Annotated in this window: 17 protein-coding genes; 4 read left to right on the top strand and 13 right to left on the bottom strand. The window is 35.7% G+C overall.

From position 1 onward, the window contains the following. Positions 1-158: 158 nt before the first annotated feature. The 5 genes from accA to EKG35_RS11700 all read right to left on the bottom strand — a co-directional run bounded on the left by accA (position 159) and on the right by EKG35_RS11700 (position 6,894). The gene (gene accA / locus EKG35_RS11720; RefSeq protein WP_126294645.1) at positions 159-1,124 is read right to left on the bottom strand and encodes an acetyl-CoA carboxylase carboxyl transferase subunit alpha; all 966 of its coding nucleotides are present in this window, start codon (positions 1,122-1,124) and stop codon (positions 159-161) included. Continuing rightward, a complete protein-coding gene (gene accD, locus EKG35_RS11715) occupies positions 1,117-1,989 on the bottom strand; it encodes an acetyl-CoA carboxylase, carboxyltransferase subunit beta (protein WP_126294644.1) in 873 nt (290 codons plus the stop codon). The genes accA and accD overlap by 8 nt, the downstream gene beginning before the upstream one ends. 20 nt (positions 1,990-2,009) lie before the next feature. Then, entirely contained in the window at positions 2,010-2,657 is a 648-nt protein-coding gene (locus tag EKG35_RS11710; protein WP_126294643.1) for a FadR/GntR family transcriptional regulator, read from the bottom strand. Positions 2,658-2,844: 187 nt separating this feature from the next. Continuing rightward, positions 2,845-5,931, bottom strand: coding sequence for a DNA polymerase III subunit alpha (gene dnaE / locus EKG35_RS11705; RefSeq protein WP_126294642.1), 3,087 nt, complete (start codon positions 5,929-5,931; stop codon positions 2,845-2,847). Between the two features lie 18 nt (positions 5,932-5,949). Then, on the bottom strand, positions 5,950-6,894 hold the full coding sequence (locus tag EKG35_RS11700; protein ID WP_126294641.1) for a DHH family phosphoesterase: 945 nt from the start codon (positions 6,892-6,894) through the stop codon (positions 5,950-5,952). 105 nt (positions 6,895-6,999) lie between these two features. On the opposite strand from EKG35_RS11700, the gene EKG35_RS11695 reads away from it, so the two are divergent. Beyond that, positions 7,000-7,305, top strand: coding sequence for a YtpI family protein (locus tag EKG35_RS11695; RefSeq protein WP_126294640.1), 306 nt, complete (start codon positions 7,000-7,002; stop codon positions 7,303-7,305). Positions 7,306-7,627: 322 nt separating this feature from the next. Here the strand turns inward: EKG35_RS11695 and EKG35_RS11690 are convergent, their stop codons facing one another. Together EKG35_RS11690 and EKG35_RS11685 are read right to left on the bottom strand one after the other, a co-directional pair. Continuing rightward, positions 7,628-8,935, bottom strand: coding sequence for a DRTGG domain-containing protein (locus EKG35_RS11690; protein WP_126294639.1), 1,308 nt, complete (start codon positions 8,933-8,935; stop codon positions 7,628-7,630). Positions 8,936-9,159: 224 nt separating this feature from the next. Next, positions 9,160-9,840 (bottom strand): metal-dependent hydrolase, encoded by a 681-nt coding sequence (locus EKG35_RS11685; RefSeq protein ID WP_126294638.1) that lies wholly within the window; start codon positions 9,838-9,840, stop codon positions 9,160-9,162. A gap of 109 nt (positions 9,841-9,949) precedes the next feature. Between EKG35_RS11685 and EKG35_RS11680 the strand changes: the two genes are divergently transcribed. Beyond that, entirely contained in the window at positions 9,950-11,041 is a 1,092-nt protein-coding gene (locus EKG35_RS11680; RefSeq protein ID WP_126294637.1) for a M24 family metallopeptidase, read from the top strand. A gap of 55 nt (positions 11,042-11,096) precedes the next feature. Here the strand turns inward: EKG35_RS11680 and EKG35_RS11675 are convergent, their stop codons facing one another. The 6 genes from EKG35_RS11675 to ald all read right to left on the bottom strand — a co-directional run bounded on the left by EKG35_RS11675 (position 11,097) and on the right by ald (position 17,025). Next, positions 11,097-11,828: an ABC transporter ATP-binding protein gene (locus EKG35_RS11675; RefSeq protein ID WP_126294636.1), complete on the bottom strand. Its 732-nt coding sequence runs from the start codon at positions 11,826-11,828 to the stop codon at positions 11,097-11,099. Then, complete coding sequence (locus EKG35_RS11670) at positions 11,821-12,594, bottom strand: ABC transporter ATP-binding protein (protein ID WP_126294635.1); 774 nt, start codon at positions 12,592-12,594, stop codon at positions 11,821-11,823. Before EKG35_RS11670 ends, EKG35_RS11675 begins: the two co-directional genes overlap by 8 nt. Beyond that, on the bottom strand, positions 12,594-13,547 hold the full coding sequence (locus EKG35_RS11665; protein WP_126294634.1) for a branched-chain amino acid ABC transporter permease: 954 nt from the start codon (positions 13,545-13,547) through the stop codon (positions 12,594-12,596). Before EKG35_RS11665 ends, EKG35_RS11670 begins: the two co-directional genes overlap by 1 nt. 4 nt (positions 13,548-13,551) lie before the next feature. Continuing rightward, a complete protein-coding gene (locus EKG35_RS11660; RefSeq protein ID WP_126294633.1) occupies positions 13,552-14,433 on the bottom strand; it encodes a branched-chain amino acid ABC transporter permease in 882 nt (293 codons plus the stop codon). Between the two features lie 113 nt (positions 14,434-14,546). Continuing rightward, positions 14,547-15,719 carry an ABC transporter substrate-binding protein gene (locus EKG35_RS11655; protein WP_126294632.1) on the bottom strand — a complete coding sequence of 391 codons (1,173 nt, stop codon included), beginning with the start codon at positions 15,717-15,719 and terminating at the stop codon, positions 14,547-14,549. Between the two features lie 190 nt (positions 15,720-15,909). After that, positions 15,910-17,025: an alanine dehydrogenase gene (ald, locus tag EKG35_RS11650; RefSeq protein ID WP_126294631.1), complete on the bottom strand. Its 1,116-nt coding sequence runs from the start codon at positions 17,023-17,025 to the stop codon at positions 15,910-15,912. A 360-nt stretch (positions 17,026-17,385) separates the two neighbouring features. On the opposite strand from ald, the gene EKG35_RS11645 reads away from it, so the two are divergent. After that, on the top strand, positions 17,386-17,829 hold the full coding sequence (locus EKG35_RS11645; RefSeq protein ID WP_126294630.1) for a universal stress protein: 444 nt from the start codon (positions 17,386-17,388) through the stop codon (positions 17,827-17,829). Positions 17,830-18,039: 210 nt separating this feature from the next. Next, a complete protein-coding gene (locus EKG35_RS11640; RefSeq protein ID WP_185807736.1) occupies positions 18,040-19,002 on the top strand; it encodes an acyltransferase family protein in 963 nt (320 codons plus the stop codon). Positions 19,003-19,203 lie beyond the last annotated feature (201 nt).

The raw sequence follows: 19,203 nt of genomic DNA, 5'->3' as shown, positions 1-19,203 counted from the left end.
GTTTTAAGCTCTATACTGCGCATTTTACATAAAACCTGAACGAATGAAGATATTTTGGTTAAATTGGAAGTTCAACTAATATAAACAATACATGATATTATTTTACTATATGTCAGAAAAAAACGACAAAACCCTTTTTGGATTTTGTCATTTTAAATTTACATTTCTTCTAACTCAATAAATTGCCCAATCTTTCTAAACTTATCATAACGATTTTCAATTAATTCTATTTCTGATAGCGAGTTCAGCTCGTTTAGTGCTGATGAAATGCAATCTTTTAATGATTTTGCTTGGGCTTGTAAATCTCGGTGGGCACCACCTGATACTTCAGGTACTATACCATCAATAATATCCATTTCTTTTAAATCATATGCAGTGATTTTCATCGCTTCAGCGGCTTGTTTTGCTAAGCTTGCATCCTTCCATAATATAGATGCAGCACCCTCAGGTGAGATTACAGAATAAGTAGAGTTTTCTAGCATAAAGATTTTATTTGCAACCCCAAGTGCTAAAGCTCCTCCACTTCCCCCTTCACCAATTACAATACTTATAACCGGCACCTTTAAGCCTGCCATTTCGAAAAGGTTTTTTGCTATTGCTTCACTTTGACCACGCTCTTCAGCAGCCTTGCCAGGATATGCTCCCTTTGTATCGATAAAACAAATAATTGGACGACCAAATTTTTCAGCCTGTTTCATTAAACGAAGCGCTTTTCGGTATCCTTCAGGATGCGGCATACCAAAATTGCGGCGGATATTTTCCTTCGTTGTTTTTCCTCGTTGATGACCAATAATTGTAATAGGTTGTCCATCAAAGAACGCTATACCTCCTACAATTGCCTCGTCATCCCCATATGAACGATCGCCGTGTAATTCAATAAAATCCGTGCAAATTTCTTCAATATATTCTAATGTAGTTGGACGCATTGGATGTCTTGCTACTTGAACACGATCCCAAGGCTCCATATTGGAGTATATCTGTGTTTCCAACTGTTTAAGCCTTGTTTCAAGAGTTTCAATTTCTCCAGTCATATCAACATCGGCAGTTTTAGCAATTTCTTTTAATTCATCGATTTTTTCACGTAGTTTTATAACAGGTTCCTCAAAACCAAGCGTTTTAGACATGAGATACTCCCCCCTTACTATGCATTTTCACTAGAGTAGCAATTTTATCGCGCATTTCTTTTCTATGGAAAATCGCATCTAATTGGCCATGAGCAAGTAAAAATTCTGCTGTTTGGAAATCATCAGGCAGTTTTTCACGTACCGTTTGTTCGATTACTCGTCGTCCAGCAAATCCTATTAGAGCTTGTGGTTCTGAAATATTTAAATCACCTAATGATGCAAAGCTTGCTGAAACCCCCCCAGTAGTTGGATGAGTCATAACAGATATAAATAGCAACCCAAGATCACTATGACGCTTAAGAGCAACACTTGTTTTTGCCATTTGCATAAGGGAAATAACCCCTTCCTGCATTCGTGCTCCACCACTCGCTGTAAAGATTATAAATGGCAATTTAAGTTCTGTAGCTTTTTCAATAGCTCGTGTAATTTTCTCACCAACAACAGAGCCCATTGATCCCATTCGGAAATGTGAATCCATAATTGCTACAACAACTTGTTCGCCTTTCACGTTGCCAATACCCGTTAAAACAGCCTCATTTAAACCTGTTTTTAGAGCATCTATTTCTACTTTCTCTAAATATGATGGGAATTTTAATGGATTTGAAGTTCTTAAATTTCCATCAAAAGATTCAAACGTACCTTCATCAATAAAAATAGAGACCCGTTCCCAAGCTGTCATTTTATTATGATAATCACAATGTGGACATACTTTTAAATTATTTTCCAGCTCTTTGGTTAAATAGATTTTTTTACATTCAGGACATTTTGTCATTAAATCTGCAGGAAAGGAGCTCTCTTTATTTCGATCAACAATGACGCCTTTTTGTTTCTTTTTGTTTAATGATAATAAATTTCGTATTGCCATTGCTTTTCCCCCTTAGTGGTTTATAAAATAGAATTTCTTAAATAGTTCATCCAATCTTCGTAAGCTTCAAGTGCTTCTTTTTCATATCCTAATTGCAATGATTTTAAAAGCATTTGAAGCTTCAATTTCTCGTCGACTGTCGTTGGTTGTTTTAATGGTTTTGTACTATATGCTGCGAGTTGAAGCCATATTTTTAATGCAAGTCGATTTCCAGAGGCAATAATTAGCTCTTTTAAAATATCATTTCGAATAACATCATTATCTACTTCTAGCTTCATGAATAAGCTTTCCCAAACAGGTAAATTTCGTAATGACCGATCAGAGCATATAACTCGAATTGCCTCTTTTTCATGCATTCTTCTAGTGGTATGGACATCTTCTATGGATTTATTTTCTTGTAAAATAAAGGAAGCAAGTATTTCGACTAATTGATGCGACTGCACTACTGCTAAAAAAGTTCCCCCACCGTGTCTTGTTTCAATAAGACCTAGCAGCTCCAAGCTTCTTAATGCTTCTCTAACAGAAGAGCGCCCAACATTTAAACGTTCAGACAGTACTCGCTCAGATGGAAGTTTATCACCAGGCTGTATGCCCTCGGACTTAATTAGCTCGCGCAAATGTTTTACAATCTTCAAAAATACTTTTTTATTCTCCGTTTTTGTATCCATAAGCACCTCGCACGCAAAAGAAATAATAATATACTCCTATTTGCACCAGTATTCATATATCCAATCAATGGAAATGGAAAGTGGTCTGACCACTTTTGAATTAAGCATACAGAACAAAAAACTCTTTGTAAAGAAAAAACTGTGTTTTAAAACACAGTTTTTTGTATTTCATTCTTAAGTTTTCTCGTCACTGACTATTTTTCATTATTTTTACCTTAATTTGCGGACTGCTATTTCTAACTTCTAAAACACCTTCGACATAAACAATCCGATCTTCTTTCATCCACCCAATTACCTCATTATACTGTTGTGGAAAAAGAGTTGCAGAAACAGAGCCATATTCATCCTGTAATTGTACAAAGGCCATTAATTCACCTTTTTTCGTTCTAATTTGACGAATTAATTCAACCATCCCAACAAACTTTATAAACGTATTTGGCCGTGCATTGCGTATTGTTTGCACTGTGCAATTAATATCTTGAAATTTCGTACGCTCAAGTGCTACAGGATGCTCCGACAAATAAAAACCTAATACTTCTTTTTCAAATTGAAGTTTGATTTTATCTGGTATCGATTCAGCCTGTATATACTTTGGTTTCCCAAATAAAAAACCGTCGGCAGAGAATAAATCATTTTCTTCAGTCGGGCGAACTAGCGCAGCATGTTTTTCAGCAGCTTCAATAGTAGCTAGCAGAGTGGCTCTATCTCTTCTGAAATCATCAAGAGCACCTGATTTGATTAACGGCTCTATTGCTTTTCGATTAAAATAAAGGCCACTTAGACTAACAGCAAGGTCAAATATGTCCTCAAATTGTTGTTCTTTCAATTTTCGAATTTCCATTAGCTTTTGCAGGAAAGGCTGAGGTACTCCTTTAATAGCAGAAAGACTAAATCGAATTTTGCCATTTTCTACTGTGAAAATTCTTAAACTTTTTTGAATAGAAGGTCTTAAAATTTCAATTCCTTTATTTCTAGCTTCCACTATTAATTGAAACAATTTTTCTTGATTCCCGATTGCATTTGTCATTAAAGCTGCGTAAAAGTTCGCAGGGTAGTTCGCTTTTAAATATGCCATTTGGTATGAGATTAAGCTATACGCAACAGCATGGCTTTTCGGAAATCCATAATCTGCAAACCGAACGATTAATGCATAAACCTCTTTTGCAACTTGTTCTGGAAAGCCTTTTGCAACAGCTCCTTTTACGAAGGATGATTGCTGCTGTTCAAGAACTTCCCGCTTCTTTTTACTAACTGCTCTTCGAAGTAAATCTGCCTCTCCTATTGTAAATCCAGCGAATATGTGGGCAATTTGCATAATTTGTTCTTGGTACACAATAACGCCATAAGTTTCACTCAAAATAGGTTCTAGTACAGGATGCGGCATAACAACAGGCTCCATCCTTGCTTTTCGTCTTGCATAGACTGGGATAAATTCCATTGGCCCTGGACGATAGAGCGCATTAACGGCAACAATATCTAAAAATTCTGTAGGTTTAATCTCTTGCAAAGCATTTTTCATCCCATCAGATTCAAGCTGAAATATTCCCGTTGTGTCACCTTTTTGCAAAAGCTGGAACGTTTTTTCATCGTCCAATGGAATTTGATTAAAATCAATCCATTTTCGCTGGGTATAATATATCGATTGCCTGATATTTTCTAAAATCGTTAAATTTCTAAGACCTAAAAAGTCCATTTTTAATAATCCGCTTTGCTCTACCTCTTGCATAGGCCATTGAGTTAAATAAATGCCATCATGTCCGTTTTCAATTGGAATAACTTCTACTAATGGAATAGGACTTAATACTACACCTGCTGCATGTGTTGATGCATTTCTAGGTAATCCCTCTAGTTTTTTCGCAGTATCAAACCATCGCTTCCGTATTTGTTCTGCTTCAATCCAATTTCTAAGCGGCTCAGAAGTTTGATAAGCTTCATGCAATGTAATCCCAAGCTTATTTGGAATAAGCTTGGAAATCATTGCAAGTGTTTCACTTTCAAAATTAAACATCCTTGCAACATCTCTTGCAACGGCTTTGGCCGACAATGTACCGAACGTAATAATTTGGGCAACATATTGCTTTCCATATTTCTCAGACACATATTGAATAACTTCTTGCCGCTTTGTATCAACAAAATCAATATCAATATCTGGAAGCGTTACACGTTCAGGATTTAAAAATCGTTCAAACAGCAAACCATATTTTATTGGATCTACTTGTGTGATATGAAGACAATAAGCAACAAGCGAGCTTGCTGAAGAACCGCGTCCAGGTCCTGTTAGAATTGCCGATTTTCGTGCAAAACTCATAAAATCTGCAACAATTAGGAAATAATCTGCATATCCCATCGAATTAATGATTTGCAATTCATATTGCAATCTTTTCATATACACTTCATGTGGAGATTCTGTTTGTAAACGAGCTTTCAAGCCATGTAATGCCATTTCTGCTAAGACATTTTCTGCTGTTTGCCCTTCATTTAATGGAAACTTCGGCATGTAGTGTACGTTATAAGATAATTCTACCTTACAGCTAAGTAAAAGCCTTTTGCTTTCCTCAAGCCATTGCGGTCGATCCTTATACCATGCATGCCATTGCTCTGATGTTGGAATATATTGATACATATGCCCATTATGTTCCGATTCGTTAAGCTTAATCCCTGTTTCAATTGCTCGGGCTACTTCAAATGCAAAATGATCCTCTTCAGACATAAATAAACATTCATGGATGGCCATACATTTAATTTGAAAATGCTCACTTAATCTAACCGCTTTCTCTTCAAAAGCTGAAATTACCCCTCCACTTCGTGATATCCCTATATGTAGATTATTTTGGAATACTTCATAGACCTGCTGTACATATGTTAAATTGCTATCTTGAAGCCAAATTGCTTCTTCTTCTAGAACAGGAAGTACAACTGCACACCCTTTTGAGTATGCTACCAGCCATCGCCAAGGGAGCATTTCATCTTGTCGAATCGATATACTGCTCGAAATTTTCAACAAGTTTTTATAGCCTTCGTTTGTTTTAGCATAAATAATAAGTGGTAATGAAAGCGTCTCTGTATATTGAACCCGTACAGCTAATCCGATAACAGGATGCACCCCAGCATCTTTCATCGCACGCCAAAAAGGCAAAAGCCCGTACAATTTCGTATTTACCATTGCACATGCTTCTGCCTTTTGATTTTTTAAAAAAGGGATGAGCTCTTCAATACGAATTGTACTTTTCAATAAATCTGCACTTGTTCGTATTTGTGGATATGCGACTGTCAAAACTTCATCCCTCCAGTTTTATTTATAATTGCGGCAAATTTCTTTTAAATCTTCAATAACACGGTCAGCCTCTTCCCAAGAAAAAGCTGTTGCACCTGAAGCAAGCGGGTGTCCCCCGCCATGGTATCTTTTCGCTAACTCATTAATAATAGGGCCTTTCGAACGTAATCGAACTCGAATTTGATCTGTTTCTTCAACTAAAATTACCCACGCTTTTACGCCTTTAATATTACTTAACGATCCTACTAATAATGATGTGTCAGAAGGTGTTACTTGAAACTTCTGCAATATTTCTTTTGATAGTTTTATATAGGCAGCTCCATTATCATCCATATCAAAATTTTGATACATATAACCTTGAAGCTGAAGTAGGTTTGGATCCTTTTCATATAATCCATTAAACACTTCATTGCGATCAAAGTTATTACGAATCAATTGACCAGCAATCTCAAAAGTTTTTACTGATGCACTTGGATATAAGAATCTCCCTGTATCCCCTACGATACCGGCAAACAGCAATCGAGCAGCTGCATCGGACAATTGCCAATTTTTATATTCAGACCCTTCCATAAACAACTCATAGATCATCTCACTGCATGAGCTTGCATTTGTATCAACCCATAGTAAATCACCGTAAGCATCATCATTTGGGTGATGATCAATTTTTATTAGGAAAGCTCCTTTTGAATAACGTGAATCATCAATTCTATCTGTATTTGCTGTATCTGTTACGATAACTAGTGCATTTTGAAATACTTCATCCTCAATTTCATCAGGACTTGCTAGAAAGTCTAACGTATGATCATGCATACCTACTGCAAAAATTGATTTATTTGGATAGTTTATCTCTAATAATTTTTTTAGTCCGATTTGGGAACCGTATGCATCCGGATCTGGTCGCACGTGGCGGTGAATGATAATTGTATCATACTGTTCAATTTTGTCGATGATTTGTCGTTTCAAAATGGATTTCCCCCTATTATCTCTATTTTTTTTGTTATGTGTTAGCATTTTTCTAAAAAAATCGTTACAATAAATTCAGTGTGTTGCTTTTATGGGAGGTTTAAAATGTTAAATTATATTTTCGTATTTTTAATTGTTTTATCATTTGCTGCTTATTTTTATTATAAAACAAAACAATTCCGTTCTACTTTACCCATTCGTAAAAAATGGTATAAAGCAAAAGCAGGTGTAGCATTAGGTATGTTTATAATTGCTTTCGGGTTAAATACATGCATTATTTATCCAACTCTAGTGGGATTTGCAATTGCTACGGTTTTCATCGTTGTAGGGTTTATGGAAGCTTACTCCAACTTTAAACGTGCTCGTCATGAAGGACGATTTGTCCAAGAAGAGTATGAACTTAATAAATAATAATTAGGATGGGTGAACCAAAACATAAAATTTGGGATCACCCTTTTTTCTTTTAAGGTTGCAAAGTGTAGCTTTTTTGAATATTGTCTAGCTTCAGCGCGCAAGCCCCTCGAGGTCGCTTCTGTCCCTCGGTCGAAAGCTTGAAAGACGCTTTCGATTCGGGCCATCCGCCGCACACGGATGTGCAAGCCCGACAAGACATGCGATATGGCGTTTTTGTCGGCCAGCGCTTGAGGCTCACACGATGTGAGTCATGTCGGCGATGCCACAGGACGGGGCGCTCTTGCCGACGCGGGGCTAACCGGGGCGCTTCCGCTTTTAATTATCGTTCTAATAATTGGAACATCATCATTGCTTTACCAACTAGGGTTGTCTCATTATAGATATCGAAATCCATTTTTACAAATTTTCGACTCATATCTAAAATATGTGGAACTACAGTTAGCACACTTTCCATTTGGATTGGTTTAAGAAAGTATATTGTCATATTTTCTGCAACCGCATCCCCTCGTTTTCTTCTTTTTAACGCGAATGAACCGACTTCAGAGAGAAGAGTAGTAAAGGCGCCATAAGAAATAGCACCGTATTGGTTAGTCATTTGCGGGGTAACTGTAAATTCAACTACTACATCCTCTTCGCCTAACACTTTGATTTCACTTTTCACTAAATCATCAATTGTTTCACCATGCTGAGGCTGTCTTTGTGCATGCTGCAATGCTTTCAACACATCTTGCCGACTGATGACACCTTTAAGAATACCTTCATCATTTACGATAGGCAGTAAATCAATTCCTTCCCAAATCATTCGGTGACCAGCAGAAGCAACACTTGTTTTCATCGATCCGGAAATCGGATTTTTTGTCATAACTTTATCAATTGATTCTGATTCCTCTTTACCGATAACGTCCTTTACTGTAATCATCCCCACTAATTTATTGGCTCCTGTTACAACAGGGAAAGCTCCATGGGAAGTTTTTAAATTTAAATTATGGAAATCAGCAATCAAATCTGTATTTTTCAATGTTGCTGTTTCCTCTATCGGAACATAAATATCTTCGATTAATAAAATGTCTTTTTTAATTAATTGGTCATAGATTGCACGGTTTATCATCGTGGCTACTGTAAATGTATCGTAGCTTGACGAAATGATGGGCAGCTCTAATTCGTCTGCGAGTCTTTTGTTTTCCTCCGTTGTATCAAAGCCACCTGTAATTAGCACAGCAGCGCCAGCCTTTAGTGCATTTTCATGTGCTTTAAAACGGTTCCCGACTATTAAGAGGCTCCCTGCATCAGTGTAGCGCATCATATCATCTAACTGCATTGCACCAATAACGAATTTAGTTAAAGTTTTATGTAACCCCGATTTACCACCTAAAACTTGCCCGTCCACAATATTTACTATTTCAGCAAAAGTTAAGCGTTCAATATTTTCTTTTTTCTTTTTTTCAATTCGAATCGTTCCAACACGTTCAATTGAGCTTACTAAACGACGATTCTCAGCTTCTTTAATTGCACGATATGCTGTACCTTCACTTACTTGCATTTCCTTTGCAATTTGACGTACTGAAATTTTATCGCCAACTGGCAATGATTCGATGTACTGTAATATTTTCTCATGTTTTGTTGACACGGTAATCACCTATTTCTCATCTATCTTACTTGCCATTAGTGTAACATATTTCAATTATGTATTGATAAAAGGAGCCTATAATATTGTTTAAAATTAAACATTTTAATGAACAGTGAAAAGGAGTTGTCCAAAACAACTTTTTGGTCAACCCCTTTCAATCTGCAATAATAGACTACATAAACTGATGGAAGCTGTCTTTTGTCAACTTTAAAATCTTTATTCCATTATAAAACTACTGTTCCACCTGCTTCTAATATTTGCACTTCACTTTCTTTTACTAATTCAGCAAATACTTTTGGATCTTGTTTAATAAGAGGGAATGTATTGTAATGAATCGGTACTACTGTTTTTGGTTTTAATAAGGAAACTGCATAAGCTGCATCCTCAGGACCCATCGTAAAGTTATCGCCAATAGGTATAAAAGCAACGTCAATTTCGTTTCTTTCTCCGATAAGCTTCATATCGCCAAAAAGGGCTGTATCTCCTGCATGATAAATAGTTAACCCTTCAGCATAAAATAAAATTCCACCTGGCATACCAGTATAAATGATCTCATTGTTTTCTGTTACATAAGAAGATCCATGGAATGCTTGTGTATATTTCACCTTCCCAAAGTCAAATTGATAAGAACCACCAATATGCATAGGATGAGCATTTACTCCTTGCCATGATAAATAGTTTGCAAGTTCATTAGGAGCTACTACCAATGAATTATTTGCCTTTGCTAATTCTACTGTATCTCCTACGTGATCATTATGCCCATGAGTTAGCAGGATAACATCTGGTGATTCTTCTTCTACTTTTAAGTCTGTCATATTATTTCCACGAATAAATGGATCGATAATAATATTCGTGCCATTCGTTTTTATTTTGACAATTGAATGTCCATGAAAAGATAATTCCATTATTTATCCTCCTTAACGTTTCACTTCAATAACATTATTCTATTTCGAACCCTTTTTTTCCTTCTTTTTGCTATACTATTAGACATACATCTCTTGAGGAGGATTTTTTATGAATAAACTTCAAAATTTGCAAAGTTATTTACAGCTTCATGAGTATGATGCAGCTTTTATTACTACACCTGATAATGTTTTTTATTTTTCAGGCTTTAAAAGCAACCCTCATGAACGCTTACTTGGTGTGATGATATTCAAGGAGGCAGAACCATTATTAATTTGTCCGCAAATGGAAGTTCCCGATGCTAAAGCTTCTGGCTGGACTTATGAGACAGTTGGACACTTAGATACTGATAACGCATGGGACAAACTTGCAGATGCTGTAAAATCACGTAATGTGGAGATTGCGACTTTAGCGATTGAAAAATCACACTTAACAGTAGAACGTCTAGAAGCATTGCAAGCAGTTTATCCACAAGCAAATTTTGCCCGCCTCGACGACAAAATAAACGATATGCGTGTAGTTAAAGACGATTCTGAACTAGAGAAAATGCGAGAAGCTGCTAGACTTGCAGACTATGCAATAGAAGTAGGGTGCAAAGAAATTGCAGAAGGAAAAACTGAAATGGAAATTTTAACTGCAATTGAAAATGCCATTAAAGAAAAAGGATGCAGTATGTCGTTTGATACGATGGTCCTTTCAGGACCAAAAACTGCATCTCCACACGGAACACCTGGGAGCCGCAAAATCCAAAAGGGCGATATGATTTTATTCGATTTAGGAGTTATATACGAAGGTTATTGTTCAGATATTACTCGAACTGTTGCTTTTGGTGAGCCATCAGAAGAACAAAAATCTATTTACAACACGGTACGCAGCGCAAATGAAAATGCCATTGCAGCAGTTAAACCGGGTGTTAAAGCCATGGATTTAGATAAAATTGCACGCGATACTATAACTGAAGCCGGCTATGGAGAATATTTTACACATAGATTAGGTCACGGTCTTGGAATTTCTGTTCATGAATTCCCATCAGTAACTGGAACGAACGAAATGGAGCTATTACCTGGAATGGTATTTACAATTGAACCAGGTGTTTATAAAGAAGGAGTAACTGGCGTTCGGATTGAAGATGATGTTGTCGTAACCGAGTCAGGTGTTGAAGTATTAACGAAGTTTACAAAAGATTTGGTTGTATTAGGTTAAAATAATAAGGGGATCCAAGTTTTTGGATCCCTTTTAAATAGATTAAACTGCTATTTTAGCTCGGTATTTTGTCATCAGAAGTTGATTTTCTTCCTAGATAGGCTTCTACAATTCTTGGGTCTTCTAATAAGTCCGAAGCTTTGCCTTCGATAATTATTTTCCCTGTTTCCATAACATAGCCATAATCAGCAATTTTCAATGCTTGTTTTGCATTTTGCTCAACAAGAAGAACAGTTGTACCTGCCTCCTTAATTTCCTTAATTATGTTGAAAATTTCTGCGACAATTAATGGAGCAAGACCCATAGAAGGCTCATCTAACAGTAATAATTTTGGCTTAGACAATAAAGCGCGGGCAATTGCCAGCATTTGCTGCTGCCCACCTGATAATGTACCAGCCATCTGAGACTGACGCTCATTTAAGATTGGGAAACGTTGCATTACATGTTCTATTTCATCTTTTACATCTTTATCTTTCCGGTGGTATGCACCCATTTCCAAATTTTCAATAACTGTCATGGTCGATAAAATAGCACGGCCTTCAGGAACTAGTGCAATTCCCTTTCTCAGCAATTGATCAGGTCGCAAGCCTGTTACATTTTCACCTAAAAATTCTACTGTTCCTTTTTTAGGCTTTAATAATCCAGCAATTGTCTTCATTGTAGTGGATTTGCCTGCACCGTTCGCACCAAGAAGTGTAATAATTTTACCTTCATTAACTTCTAAATCTATCCCTTTTAAAGCTTGAATTTGACCATAATAGGTTTCTATATTTGTTAATTTAAGCAATTTCTTCTTCCTCCTCCTTACCGAGGTAGGCTTCAATTACTGCTTCATTCGATTGAATTTCCTCAGGTGTACCCTCTGCCAATTTCTCTCCAAAGTTAAGAACTGTTATTCGGTCACATAGCTTCATAACAAGCGGCATATCATGCTCAATGATTAATACTGTAATACCCATTGATTGCACCATTTTAATTAAATCATATAAACTATCCGTTTCCTTTTCGTTCATTCCTGCTGCTGGTTCATCTAACAGCAATAAACTAGGATTGCTCGCTAATGCACGTGCAATCTCAAGTCTTCGCTGCTGACCATAAGCTAAATTTTCAGCAAAAGTATCCTTAAATTCCAATAAGCCGACTAATTCTAGAAGCTCTTCTGCTTTTTTTGTTAGTTCCTGTTCTTCCTTGCGTTGTGATTTAGTTCGAAAAACACTGCTAAATACACCAGCATTACTGCGGCAATGACCTCCAACCATTACATTTTTCAATGCTGACATTTGTGGAAAGAGGCGAATATTTTGATACGTACGACAAATCCCTTTTTCCGTAATTTTATATGATTTTAAAGCAGTAATATTTTCTCCATTAAAGATAATTTCTCCGGAAGTTGGTTCGAAGATATTAGTAATTAAATTAAACATCGTCGTTTTACCGGCACCGTTTGGACCAATTAAACCGTATATTTCCCCTTCATTGATTGAAAATGTTACATCTTTCAAAGCGTTAATACCGCCAAAGTTTTTTGAGACGTTTTGTATTTTAAGAACCATTAACGTACCCCTCCTTTTGAACGTTTTAACCCTTTGAGTCTATTTAATAGATGAATATCAAAAATACCTTGAGGACGCACCGCCATTAAAATAATCAGTACTATTCCGTAAATGATATATCGATAGTCGCTAATAAAGCGTAATACTTCAGGAACCAGCGTTAAAAATGTTGCTCCAAAAACAGCTCCTAAAATAACTTCACTGCCTCCAAAAACTGTGAAAATTAAAATCTCTACTGCACGGTGGTAGGAAAAATCGGAAGGCGAAATATAACCCATTACATGTGCAAACAATGCACCCGCCAAGCCTGCCAAAAATGCACCTTGTGTGAAAGATAGTACTTTATAATAAGTAATATTTATCCCCATTGACTCAGCAGCTTTTTCATCCATCTGAATCGATGATAATGACCTGCCCACACGCGAATTTTGTTGACGTACTACAAACCAAATGGTTGCTATAACTAAAAGCAGCAGGATAAGAACAATAACCAAATAAACAAATTGGTTGCTTTTAAGTCCAATCATTGCTGGGTCAAATCCAAATCCTTTTGCAAAATTTAATATTTCCCTACCCATTTGCGGAATTCCCGTTAATCCGATAGAACCTTTAGTTAATGATTCCCAGTTAACAAAAATTACACGTATTACTTCACCAAGCCCTAAAGTGGCAATCGCTAGATAAACACCTGAAAGGCGAAGTGATGGTATACCTACTATTATTCCAAGGATGCCAGCAACACAAGCACCTGCTAGAATGCCGATAATAAGTGGGATATCAAAATGAATAGTCAATAGAGCAGATGTATATGCACCAACTCCCATAAAACCGGCACTTCCTAATGATAGCTGCCCAGAGGATAATGGTACATATACACTTATTGCTAGAAGTATATTTATTAGTATAAAAGATAAGATTTGTAAAAAATATGGATTAATTATATCTGCTAACATGAAATCACCTGCCTTCTGCTATCTTCGAACCGAAAATTCCTTGTGGTCTTAATAAAAGGATGAAAATTATCATAATAAATGCAATAGCATCTCGATAACCTGAATCACCAAAAGCAACAAGGAAGGTTTCAGACAAGCCTAGAATTAAACCGCCTGCCATTGCACCTTTAACATTTCCCATTCCGCCTAAAATAATGATAGCAAGTCCTTTTAACCCCATTGACAGACCCATTTGTGGACTGACAGAGTTAAATGCCATTCCTACTAAAATCCCAGCAATTCCACCCATAGCAGAAGCAATAATCACTGTCAAAGTAATAATTTTTTTCGTATCTACACCTAGAATACTAGCAGTTTCTAAATTCTCAGCAGTTGCTCTCAGCGCTTTACCAGCTTTCGTTTTTGAAAGCCAAATAGTCAATCCAATCATTAATAAAATAGAAATAGCAAAAATAACAATTTGTACAAGATAAATTGTTATTGATCCAATTTCTATACTTATTTCTGCAAATGACGATCTAAAAGGTTGATTTCCTGCCCCAAAAATATGATGGGATAAATTTTCAAGTAATATCGATACACCAATCGTGCTTATTAAAGGAGCTAAATGGGAAACACCTTTTTTCCCTCTTAATGGGCGCAGCGTTATACGCTCTAATAAATAACCCAGTATTCCAGTAACAACTATAGATGCAATAAATGCTAACCATAGTGGCCAACCTAACACACTCGTAGTCATAACTCCTACAAATGCCCCAACCATGAAGATTTCACCATGGGCCATATTAATAATTCCTAATACCCCAAATACAAGGGTAAAGCCAAGGGCGACAATTGCATAAATGCTGCCCAGGGTAATCCCGTTAACTAATTGTTCTAGTAGCAAAATCACTCATCCTTTAAAAGCATTATTGTAAATTCAGTTTGTAAAATTAAAATTCTTTTATTAAATACGAGCATACAAGTATGCTCGTATTTTTATAGTTGTATGATTCTAAATCATTCGAATTCAACGAATTTTCCGTCTTTTATTTCTAGAACTGTAACGTCCATTACAACGTCTCCAATTTCATCAAATGAGAAGTTTCCTAATAACCCTTCTAAATCTTTCGTTTCTGCTAAAGCATCTCTGAATACATCACGATCCGCTTCGCCTGCTCTTTTTAATGCATCTGCATAAATGTATAATGCATCATAAGCTTGTGCGGCGAATTGGTCAGGTAATTTTCCAAACTTTGCCTCATACTTTTCATTAAATTCAACTACTTTTGGATCATCAGATTCTCCAAACCATGGTGTACCAACAATTAAACCATTAGCTGCCTCTCCTGCAATTTCGATTGCTTGTGGTGAATTGAATCCATTTCCACCTACGAAAGGTACATCAATACCCATTTTACGAGCTTGGTCCATAATTACTGCACCTTCATTGTATAAAGCAGAAGCTAAAACTAAATCAGGATTTCCATTTTTAATTTTTGTTAATTGAGCGTTGTAATCACTTTGACCTTTTTGGAATGTCTCAGTCGCTACGATTTCAAGACCCATTTCTTTTGCAGTTCTTTCCATTACTTCAAAGCCGCCTTTTGTTACTGCGTCATCATTTCCATAAATTAAGGCAACCTTTTTTGCATTTGTTCTTTCAACAGCTTTTTCCATCGCTGCTGGGATTGCTAAAGATTCTGGAATTGCATTTCTGAATACATAGTCTCCAATTTCAGGGATGCCATCAACTGTTGTAGATGTACCGATAATTGGAATACCGTTTAAATCTGCTTCTGGTGCAACTGCTAAAAATTCTGTACTTAAAGTTGGTCCAATAATTGCAAGAATCTCATCATCATTCATTAATTTTTGTGCTGCTGAAAGTGCTTGGTCAGCCTCTCCTGCTGAATCCTCAATTACTAATTCAATATTTACTTCACCTTGTTCATTTATCTCTTCTTGTGCTAACTTAAGCCCTTGAGTAATTGCTTCTCCGTATGCTGCCCCTGCACCCGTTAAATAAGAAACAACTCCTATTTTTGCAGATAATGTTCCACTTGCTTGCTCTGTATTATCTCCACTTTCACTTTCTGTCCCAGTTTCTGTACTTGTACCGCTGCAAGCTGCAAGTATAAATAACATTAAAACTGTCATAATTCCAATTGTCTTTCTAACTAATACTTTCATTTTAGTCCCCCTAGATTTATACATTTTAATAGAGTAATTCTATTAAATTACATTTTCATGTAAAAGTAAATATAATCTGTCTAAATAATTAATATTTTCTGATAACTCTAGATTATATTAAAATTATTTTTGAATAAAAAAACTACTTGAAGAAGAATTTCCCTTTCAAGTAGTAGAAAATTAAGTGTTCTTATTTCAAAAGATTATCTACTGGTACATAGTCACGTCCTTGATCATCTGCAACAGCTTTGTATACAATATTGCCCTCTAAAGTATTAATTCCCTTTTTCAATGCTTCATTTTCAATACAAGCTTTTTTATACCCTTTATTGGCAATTTGCAATGCATAAGGGACGGTATTATTTGTCAATGCAATTGTTGATGTACGAGGAACTGCACCTGGCATATTGGCAACTGCATAATGCACTACACCGTGCTTTATATATGTTGGATTATCATGTGTCGTCACACGGTCAGTTGTTTCGAAGCTGCCTCCTTGGTCAATTGCAATATCAACAATAACAGAGCCAGGGCGCATTGACTTAACCATCTCCTCTGTAACAAGTTTCGGCGCTTTTGCACCTGGAATTAATACAGAGCCAATTACTAAATCCGAATCCTTTACTGACTCGGCAATGTTATAAGGGTTTGACATCAATGTTTGTACGGAATGTCCAAAAATATCTTCTAATTGGCGAAGTCGCTCTGGATTTAAATCTAATATTGTTACATTTGCTCCCATACCAACTGCAATTCTCGCAGCATTAGTACCTGCCATACCTCCGCCAACAATGGTTACTTTACCACGAGGCACACCAGAAACTCCCCCTAATAAAATTCCTTTGCCACCGTTCATTTTTTCTAAATATTGAGCACCAATTTGTACTGACATTTTACCAGCAACTTCGCTCATAGGAGTTAGTAGTGGCAGTGATCTATTAGGTAATTGAACTGTTTCATAAGCAATACCAATAACTTTGTTGTCTAGTAAAGCTTGTGTTAGTTCCAACTCTGGTGCTAAGTGTAGGTAAGTAAATAGAATTAAACCTTCACGAAAGTATTGATATTCACTTGGAATAGGTTCTTTTACTTTCATAACCATTTCCTGTGACCATGCTTCTTTTGCAGTTTTAACTATAGTTGCACCTGCTGCAAGATAGTCCTCATTTGTAAATGAAGATCCTAAACCAGCGTCAGTTTCGATATAAACTTCATGGCCCGCGCTTATTAGTGAAACAACTCCAGCAGGTGTCATTGCTACACGATTTTCATTATTTTTTATTTCTTTAGGTACTCCTATTTTCATTGTTATTTCTCTCCCTGTTGTTAAATTTTTTAGTTTTTTACTCAATTAATTCTATAATACCAATTATTCTGAAAATTGATAGTTGCAAAAATCAAGTCACCTCGAAAGAAATTAAAAAAAAATAAAATGTAAGAAATAGGCAGAGTATTTTGTTAACAAATAGATTTTTCCCTCTAAAATTTTAATCTATTCATTTTTATTAAGTTAACGAAAGACGTAATATGGAGACTATTTATAAAAATTACAAAATTATGTATTTATTTAGAATACTTTGTGAAACATTTACATATTTTTGTAAAATTACATTTGATTTAAATTACTGTTTGATATAATAAAAGCAAATAAAAAGGAGGAATTAAAATGACTGAATATAAAAGTATCGTAGTAGCTGTAGATGGTTCAAAAGAAGCTGAATATGCATTTAAGAAATCAATCGAGATTGCCAAAAGAAATAACGATGCAAAACTAAACTTGGTAAACGTTATTGACACTCGTTCTTTTGCTTCTATCGAGGCTTACGATCGTTCTATTGCAGAGCGTGCTCAAAAATTTTCCGAAGAGCTTTTAGATGGCTATAAAAAACAAGCTGAAACTGCTGGTGTTAAAAATGTAAACGCTATTATAGAGTATGGTTCACCAAAAACTATTATTACAAAAGAGTTATCTAAAGTAGTAGACGCTGATTTAATTGTTTGTGGTGCAACAGGTTTAAATGCCGTAGAACGATTCCTTATTGGTTCAGTATCAGAAGCAATTGTACGTTCCTCAAAATGCGACGTATTGGTAGTTCGTACACCTGAATAATTTAATCATTTTGTAACTTATAAGCGTAATTTGACTTAAATTCTATTAAAATCAGAGAGTGCTATTTAGCTCTCTGATTTTTTTTTATCATTTTTTTGTTATATTAGTAGAATAATAATTTTAATTATGGTAAAACAATTAAGGTTATTCCTCTTTAGCTACTTGATAGATTCATTAGTTAAAAATTTACTTTGTAAGGAAAGAGTTGTTTTGAATAGAATTGCATATTTTGATAACGCAAAAGCCATCTTAATTTTTCTAGTAGTAGTTGGCCATATGTTGTCTAAGTTTTTACACAATGATCATCTCATTGATAGTATTTACTTATTTATTTATATGTTTCACATGCCGGCTTTTATATTAATTTCCGGATACTTTTCTAAAAAGGTATATGAGCCAGGATATATATCTAAACTCGTAAGAAAATTAATACTGCCATATGCTCTTTTACAAGTTGGATATAGCTTATACTATTACTTTATCTTCGATGATACGATTAGTCTTAGTTTCTTTATCCCGCGTTGGGCTCTATGGTTTTTAATAAGCTTAATCCTTTGGAATATATTGCTTTACTTCTTTGGAAAAATTAAATACGGGTTGCCGCTTGCTATAATCATTTCATTACTAATTGGTTATGATGCATATGTTGGTGAATTTTTAAGTATCTCAAGAACGTTTTTCTTCTTCCCCTTCTTCTTGATGGGATATTATCTTCAAAAAAATCATTTTGAGAAATTAAAAACACGTACCAACACTATCATTGGAGCTTTACTTGCTGTTTTACTGTTTGTTGTAATTTATTTCTTTGTACCGATAGACTTTAGTCAATGGTTACTTGGCAAAAGATCCTATGATGAGATGACATTCTCCTTGCTGCAATTTGCTTGGGCTAATCGTTTCGTTGCATATATTGGAATGGCAGCTGCAACTTATATGTTTTTAGCACTTGTTCCAAGAAGAGAAGTATTTTTTACATCAATTGGAAAAAACACTATGTCGATCTATTTATTGCATATGGCCCTAGTTCGAATTTTTGAAGCATCCTCATTAAAAACCTTTATTGAGGATAAAAATCAATATTGGATTGTTTTCATTATTGGTTTAGTGATTGTATATATTTTATCTAGACCAGCCATTGTAAAAATCGTATATAAAGTTTGTAAGGTGAAATAAGAAAAGCGCAAGCGGCCCTGTTTAGCCCCGACAAGAACGCCACGTCCTGTGGCATTGTCGGCACTTGTACATCCCTGTACGTCGGAGGATCCGAATCGAAGGCATCTTTGCAGCTTTCGACCGAGGGGCTGGGCGCTGGAGCTAGACATTATTACTTTCTTATTCAGTAAAAAAGCAGGGACTATATCAGAAATTTGAATT

The organism is Lysinibacillus telephonicus, from assembly GCF_003966145.1.
Lineage (GTDB): Bacteria > Bacillota > Bacilli > Bacillales_A > Planococcaceae > Ureibacillus > Ureibacillus telephonicus.
This window is presented reverse-complemented; position numbering and strand designations above follow the sequence as displayed.

What these genes read in the sequence shown, in the direction of transcription:
- accD (WP_126294644.1), bottom strand. Translation starts at nt 1,989, where the DNA reads ATGGCAATACGAAATTTATTATCATTAAACAAAAAGAAACAAAAAGGC.
- EKG35_RS11710 (WP_126294643.1), bottom strand. Translation starts at nt 2,657, where the DNA reads ATGGATACAAAAACGGAGAATAAAAAAGTATTTTTGAAGATTGTAAAA.
- EKG35_RS11685 (WP_126294638.1), bottom strand. Translation starts at nt 9,840, where the DNA reads ATGGAATTATCTTTTCATGGACATTCAATTGTCAAAATAAAAACGAAT.
- ald (WP_126294631.1), bottom strand. Translation starts at nt 17,025, where the DNA reads ATGAAAATAGGAGTACCTAAAGAAATAAAAAATAATGAAAATCGTGTA.
- EKG35_RS11655 (WP_126294632.1), bottom strand. Translation starts at nt 15,719, where the DNA reads ATGAAAGTATTAGTTAGAAAGACAATTGGAATTATGACAGTTTTAATG.
- accA (WP_126294645.1), bottom strand. Translation starts at nt 1,124, where the DNA reads ATGTCTAAAACGCTTGGTTTTGAGGAACCTGTTATAAAACTACGTGAA.
- EKG35_RS11670 (WP_126294635.1), bottom strand. Translation starts at nt 12,594, where the DNA reads ATGGTTCTTAAAATACAAAACGTCTCAAAAAACTTTGGCGGTATTAAC.
- EKG35_RS11695 (WP_126294640.1), top strand. Translation starts at nt 7,000, where the DNA reads ATGTTAAATTATATTTTCGTATTTTTAATTGTTTTATCATTTGCTGCT.
- EKG35_RS11665 (WP_126294634.1), bottom strand. Translation starts at nt 13,547, where the DNA reads ATGTTAGCAGATATAATTAATCCATATTTTTTACAAATCTTATCTTTT.
- EKG35_RS11680 (WP_126294637.1), top strand. Translation starts at nt 9,950, where the DNA reads ATGAATAAACTTCAAAATTTGCAAAGTTATTTACAGCTTCATGAGTAT.
- EKG35_RS11645 (WP_126294630.1), top strand. Translation starts at nt 17,386, where the DNA reads ATGACTGAATATAAAAGTATCGTAGTAGCTGTAGATGGTTCAAAAGAA.